The sequence below is a fragment of the Xanthomonas sp. SHU 166 genome (assembly GCF_000364685.1).
Classification (GTDB): Bacteria; Pseudomonadota; Gammaproteobacteria; order Xanthomonadales; family Xanthomonadaceae; genus Xanthomonas_A; species Xanthomonas_A sontii.
Window position 1 is genome coordinate 1 of record NZ_AQOJ01000433.1, and the last position, 5,534, is coordinate 5,534.

The 5,534-nt window shown below is 68.1% G+C and carries 4 protein-coding genes; 2 read left to right on the forward strand and 2 right to left on the reverse strand.

From position 1 onward, the window contains the following. The first annotated feature begins 581 nt into the window (after positions 1-581). The gene (locus tag D180_RS11760) at positions 582-1,649 is read left to right on the forward strand and encodes an NAD(P)-dependent alcohol dehydrogenase (RefSeq protein WP_017912950.1); all 1,068 of its coding nucleotides are present in this window, start codon (positions 582-584) and stop codon (positions 1,647-1,649) included. 314 nt (positions 1,650-1,963) lie between these two features. On the opposite strand, the gene D180_RS11765 is transcribed toward D180_RS11760, so the two are convergent. Then, positions 1,964-3,706, reverse strand: coding sequence for a M28 family metallopeptidase (locus tag D180_RS11765; protein WP_017912951.1), 1,743 nt, complete (start codon positions 3,704-3,706; stop codon positions 1,964-1,966). Positions 3,707-3,787: 81 nt separating this feature from the next. Next, a complete protein-coding gene (locus tag D180_RS11770) occupies positions 3,788-4,450 on the reverse strand; it encodes a hypothetical protein (protein ID WP_017912952.1) in 663 nt (220 codons plus the stop codon). Between the two features lie 187 nt (positions 4,451-4,637). Here D180_RS11770 and D180_RS11775 point away from each other — a divergent pair. Then, a partial coding sequence (locus tag D180_RS11775; protein ID WP_017912953.1) for a hypothetical protein occupies positions 4,638-5,534 on the forward strand: 897 nt, incomplete at its 3' end.

A 5,534-nucleotide genomic window follows, 5' to 3' on the forward strand; every position in this document is an offset into this window, starting at 1 on the left:
TCGGGGGAAGGTGCCCCGCAGGGGCGGATGAGGGGGCGGGCGAAGCCTCGCAGTGACCGATCGGCGTGGCGCTGCGCGCGCCGTACCCTCACCCCAGCCCCTCTCCCGGCGGGAGAGGGGCTCGGTTCCTCCACGGCCTCCTGGGCGTCTGTTGTCGACAAGCGGCAACCCTGCCTACAAGCATCTGCCTGCCAAGGCCTACTGCACGATCGAACCGACTCTGCGTCCAAAGTGGACAGAGCATGTAGGCGATCCTGTGACTGGTCATTGGACGCATTGCGCGCACTTCCTGGTGCGCGTTTCTCATCGACTGCAGATCCGCTCACGTGCAATCTGCCGATGAATGCCGGTCGGCGCGTCCACATGTCACCGTCAAGTGCATTGGCGTTCAGCCGAACATGTGCGCCAGTCCGCACTCGGTGAGGCGTTTTGACGACGCGCATCGCACCGTTCCATGTGGCGATGCGTGCCTTTCATGCCCCGCCGCTTAGACTTTTCCACCTCAGGCGACCGCGTAGGCATCGATTGCTCTACATGCGCACCGCCCTTCGGCCCCTTTCACCCACCACGAGGCCTTCCCCATGAGCCAAGCCAATGGATACGCCGCCAAGGCATCCGATCAGCCGCTGACCCCGTTCACCTTCGAGCGCCGTGCGCTCGGTGCGCACGACGTCAGCATCGAGATCCTCTACTGTGGCGTCTGCCACTCGGATCTGCACACCGCCCGCAACGAGTGGCACAACACCCAGTACCCGTCGGTGCCCGGCCATGAAATCGTCGGTCGCATCACCGCGGTGGGCGATCAGGTCAGTGCCTTCAAGGTCGGCGATCTTGCCGGTGTCGGCTGCATGGTCGACAGCTGTCGGCATTGCGCTTCCTGTGCCGATGGCGAGGAGCAGTACTGCGAGAACGGCTTCGTCGGCACCTACAACGGTCCGATGTTCGGCGGCGAGAACACGTATGGCGGCTACTCCGATCACATCGTGGTCGACGAGAAATACACGCTGCATATTCGCCACGATGCCGAGCAACTGGCGGCGGTGGCGCCGCTGCTGTGCGCCGGCATCACCACCTATTCGCCGCTGAATCACTGGAAGGTCGGCCCGGGCAAGAGGGTCGGCATCGTTGGGCTGGGCGGCCTCGGGCACATGGGCGTGAAGATTGCCCATGCGATGGGCGCGCACGTGGTGCTATTCACCACCTCGGCCGGCAAGCGCGACGACGCGCTGCGCCTGGGCGCGAACGAGGTGGTGGTGTCGAAGAACGCCGAGGAGATGGCGGCGCACACCAACAGCTTCGATTTCATCCTCAACACGGTCGCGGCGCCGCACGATCTGGATGCGTTCCTGACCCTGCTCAAGCGCGACGGCACCATGACCCTGGTCGGTGCGCCGGCCGAGCCGCATCCGTCGCCGACGGTGTTCAACCTGATCATGAAGCGGCGCCAGTTGGCCGGTTCGCTGATCGGTGGCATTCGCGAGACGCAGGAGATGCTGGATTTCTGCGCCAAGCACGGCATCGTGTCCGACATCGAAACGATCGAGATGGCGCAGATCAACGAGGCCTACGAGCGCATGCTCAAGGGCGACGTGAAGTACCGCTTCGTCATCGACATGGCCAGCCTGGCGCAGACCAAGCAGGCCGCCTGAGCCGACGGCGACCGTGGCGGTCAGCCGCCGCGGTCACGTCATGCGTCATCGTCATCCCATGAAAGCCCGGGCAGCGCATGCCCGGGCTTTTCTATAGCGGTAGCTCTCGTCGCGGCCGAAGTGCTCTACGCGTGGGCTTCCGATCGGCATTCGAGGCGCTCGGAAGACGTCCGGCAACCGCGCACCGCTGCGTGCGGTAAGCGATCTGCGCGAGGTGGCGGCAGCGACGATGCCCGGTGCGCCGCGCGACCGATGGGGGCAAAGACGACAACGGCGCCGAAGCGCCGCTGCCACGACACTAAGGAAGCCGCCGCCTACTTGCCGGCGGCAGGCTCGGCCGCGGGCAACGACGTCGGCCTGCCCATCATCTTGTCGCGTGCGGCCTTGAACGGATTGTCCGCGTACCAGTTCGGCCAGTTGTCGCCGGCCGCCAGTTCCTTGCCAACGCCGTACACCGCCTGCAGGTCGTCGATCACACCGTCGAGCTTCCAGGTCGCCGGGTCGTACTCGTCGGCTGGCGTGTGGTAGCGCTTGGCGTACTCGGCTGCCGCACGGCGTCCTGCTTCGATGCCACCGTCGACCAGGTCTTCGCCGCCGTCGATGTACAGCGCCGGCACGCCGGCCTTGGCGAAGTTGAAGTGATCCGAACGGAAGTAGAACCCGCTCTGCGGCGCGTCTTCGGCGTGCAGCACGCGGCCTTGCGCGGCGGCGATCGGCTTGAGCAGGTCTTCCAGCTGTGAGCTGCCGAACCCGTTGACCACCAGGTCCTTGGCGCGCCCGGCCACCGGCATCGCATCGAGGTTGATGACGCCGGCGATCTTGTTCAGCGGGAAGGTCGGATGCGCCACGTAGTACTTGGAACCGAGCAGCCCCGATTCCTCCAGCGTCACCGCCAGGAATACCACCGAACGCTCGGGCTTGGGCTGCTGGTGCGCGAACGCCTCGGCGATTTCCAGGATGCCGGCCACGCCGGTGGCGTTGTCGACCGCGCCGTTGTAGATATTGTCGCCGGGCTCGCCCTCGTGCTTGCCCAGGTGATCCCAGTGCGCCATGTACAGCACCGCCTCGTCGGCGCGGCTGCTGCCGGGCAGCACCCCGACCACGTTGCGCGAGGTCTTCTCGGCGATGGTGCTCTTCAGGTCCACCGAGAGCTTGGCCTTCAGCGGGATGGGCTTGAAGCCGCGCTTGCTGGCGTCCTTGTAGGCCTGCGCCAGATCCAGGCCGGCATCGGCGAACAGTTGCTTGGCCGCCTCGGCGGTGAGCCAGCCCTGCACCGGAATGCGCGGCTCCGGATCGTCCTTCGCCGGCAGGTCGTACTGCGCGCCGGACCAGGAGTTCTTGACCACGTCCCAGCCGTAGCTGGCGCCGGGCGTGTCGTGCACGATCAATGCGGCGGCGGCGCCCTTGCGCGCGGCTTCCTCGAACTTGTAGGTCCAGCGCCCGTAGTAGGTCATGCGCTTGCCTTCGAACAGGCTGCCATCGCCGGTGTGGAAGCCGGGGTCGTTGACGAACATCACCACGGTCTTGCCCTTCCAGTCCTGGCCGGCATAGTCGTTCCACTTCTGCTCCGGCGCGTCCACGCCGTAGCCGACGAAGACCATGTCGCTGCCATCGAGCTTGACCTCGGGCTGGCCGGTGCGCGTGCCCACCACCATGTCGGTGCCGAAGGCCAGCTGCCGCGCTGCGCCGTCGTGGGCGATGGTGAGCATGGTGCCCGGCGCCGCGGTGGTCTCGGTCATCGCCACGTCCTGGAACCAGCTGTCGCCGTTGCCCGGTTGCAGGCCGATGCGCTGCATCTGGTCGCGGATGTAGCTGACCGTCTTGTCTTCGCCAGGCGTACCCGGACCGCGGCCTTCGAAGGCATCGGAGGACAGCGTCTTGACCAGTTCGGCGAAGTCCGCCGGTGCGATTCCGGTGGAGAACGCGTGCGTGGGCGCCGCAGCGGGTGCGGGCGCCGCGGCCGGTGGCGCGATGTCGGCGGCTGGGGCGGGCGCTTCGCGTTTGCACGCGGTCAGCGCCGCGGCTGCGGCCAGGCACAGCACGAGCTTGCGGGACATGGGGGCTCCTGATGGCGAGGGAACCCCGGATTCTATAGGCAAGCCGCACGCGCCCGGGCGGGCGCGTCGTCGCGGCACGGCTCAGTTGTTCGGCGCGGTGTCGCCGTCGAAGGGTAGCGCGGTGGCGCCGGTGATCGGCCCGGTCTTGGCGCTGCGGTGCACGTACAGGGTCACTTCGCGCTCGAAGCGCAGCGGGCCGTCCACCACCGCACGCGGGCCGACGATGACCCGCGGCTTGCGCGTCGGCTTGAACGACATGCTGAAGCTGGGCTTGTTGATCGAGATGCCACCACCGACATGCGAATCGTGGCCGACGGTGATGTCGCCGTTGACCGTCTCGATGCCCTTGTCCAACTGCGCGGCGACCAGGCCGATGCTGCCGTTGACGCTCTCGATGCCGCCGCCGACGCGGCCGCCGCGGTCGACGAAGATGCCGCCGTTGACGGTTTCGATGGAACCGGCGACCTGTGCGCGCTCGCCGAGGGTGATGCCGCCGTTGACCGTGGACAAGCCCTTGGTCTGCGCGCCGTCGGCGACCTTGACGCTGCCGTTGACCGTTTCCACGCTGCCCACCTGGGCGCCGGACTGGACGGTGATGCTGCCGTTGACCGTTTCCAGATCGCCGTACTGCTTGCCGGCGTCGGCAGTGATGCTGCCGTTGACCTTGCTGATGCCTTCGCCCGCGAACGCCGGGCCGGCCGTCAGGGCCAGCGCCAGTACAACCGCCAGATGCATGCGTTTCATCCTTCACCTCCCGGGCGCCGACGATGCGGCCGCAATCAATCGTGGGGCGATCACAACACGCTTCGCTACAATCCACACCTGCCTGAAGTCACTGGACCCTCGCTTGCCCGCAGCCGCGCTTGTCCCATCGCATTCCGCCGCGCCCCGCGCGGCCGAGCGGCGTGCGCCCGGACACTGGCGCGGCCTTGTGCGCCGCCTGCTGGCGCTGACGTGGCTGCTGACCGCCGGCGTAGCCGCGGCGCAGAATCCGCGCGAGGCCGAGAAGCGCCTGGAAAAGGTGCGCAGCGAGCTGAAGAGCGTGGCCGAGGAGCGCCGGCAACTGGAAGGCAAGCGCGGCGACGCCGCACGCCAGTTGCGCGAGGCCGACGAGAAGGTCGCCGTCACCGGCCGCAGTCTGGCGCAGACGCAACAGGCGCTGCAGCGGCACCAGCAGACCCTGGCCGAGCTCGAACGCAAGCGCGATGGCCTGCGCAGTGGCTTGACGCGCCAGCGCGCCGAACTGGCGCAGCTGCTGCGGGCGGCCTATGCCATCGGCGGCAATGCGCCGCTGAAGCTGCTGCTGGCGCAGGACCGCGTGGCCGATGCCAACCGCCTGCTGGCGTACCACCGCTATCTGCAGCGCGAGCGCGCGCAGCGCATCGCGACCTTGACCCACGAGCTGCAGGCGCTGGAACAGGTGCAGCGCGAGGTCGTCGAACAGAAGCAGCAACTGAGCGAGGCCCAGCGCCGCCAGCAGGAACAGGCCCAAGCGCTGCAGCGCGACCGCAAGCAGCGCGCCAGCGTGGTCTCGGAACTGGACCAGCGCTACCAGGACCGCAGCGAACGCGAGAAGGCGCTGGGCCAGGACGCCAAGGCGCTGGAAACCCTGCTCGCCAACCTGCGTGCCGCCGCCGCCCGCGCCGAGGCCGAGCGCCGCGCCGCGGCCAGACGCGAGGCGGCCGAACAGGCGGCGCAGGCCAAGGCCGCGGCGAAGGCCGGGCGTGGCGGCGGCAAGATACCGCCCAAGGTGGTCGCCTCGGCACCGCCGCTGAAGGTCGGTGGCCTGGGCTGGCCGCTGTCGGGCGACCTGATCGCGCGCTACGGC